The sequence below is a fragment of the Kineococcus vitellinus genome, from assembly GCF_009906315.1.
In the GTDB taxonomy this organism is placed as follows: Bacteria; Actinomycetota; Actinomycetes; order Actinomycetales; family Kineococcaceae; genus Kineococcus; species Kineococcus vitellinus.
The window spans coordinates 1-839 of sequence record NZ_JAAALL010000602.1 but is presented as its reverse complement, the minus strand read 5'-3'; the positions used below and the strand labels follow the sequence as shown (position 1 = coordinate 839).

Genomic DNA, 839 nt, shown 5'->3' with positions numbered 1-839 from the left:
CAAGACCGCCGCCAAGACCGCCGCGGCCGCGGCGGTCTTGGCGGCGGTCTTGCGCGCCGGCGCCGCGGCGGCCTTCTTCGCGGGAGCCGTGCGGCTCGCGGCGGTGCTCCTGGTGGCCGGAGCCGCCTTCTTGGCCGTCGTCGAGGTCGCCGACGAGGTGGTGGTGCCCGTGGACGCCGAGGAGGGCACCCGGATCCCGGTCGCCGTGCCGGTGGTCCGCTCCTTGGCGGCCGCCTGGAACGCGCGCAGCGCCTTGGAGTCGGAGACGACCTCCTTGAAGGCCGTGCCGGGGCGGAAGCGCGGCACGGAGGTCTTCTTGATCTTGACGGCCTCGCCGGTGCGCGGGTTGCGGCCCGTGCGGGCGTTGCGCGCCTGCTTCTCGAAGGTGCCGAACCCGCTGATGGCCACCTTGTCGCCCTTGGCGACGGTCAGCGTGATGAGCTCGACGATCGCCTCGACCGCCGTCACCGCCTGCTTCTTGCCGCCGAGGCGCGCCTCGAGGGCGTCCACCATCTCTGCCTTGTTCACGGGGCTCCTCCTGGGGGGACCGGGTCGTCCGTGCATGTCCTCGCGCAAGCGTCTGCGCACAGCCGAGCAGGAGCCCGACGGTTGAACGGTACGACCAGCGATCACCGGAGTCCACCACCGGCGCGGCGGCGAGTCGTTGCGGCACAATCGACTCCGCCCGCACCACGGCCAGCTGCCCTGTGTCGCAGCCGGTTCCCGGGCCCGCCGCGGCACCGCGGGCGGGTCGGGGCGGTCGCGACGAGGCGTTGCGCCGCAACGCCTCCGCACGCACGACGGCCCCGGTCGCGCTGCGGTGCAGCGCGGTCCGGGGC

At 74.4% G+C, this 839-nt stretch carries 1 protein-coding gene; it reads right to left on the bottom strand.

The annotated features are described in order from the left end of the window. On the bottom strand, positions 1–528 hold a 528-nt coding region (locus GTQ99_RS23665), incomplete at its 3' end, for an HU family DNA-binding protein (protein ID WP_166618076.1). Between the last annotated feature and the right edge of the window lie 311 nt (positions 529–839).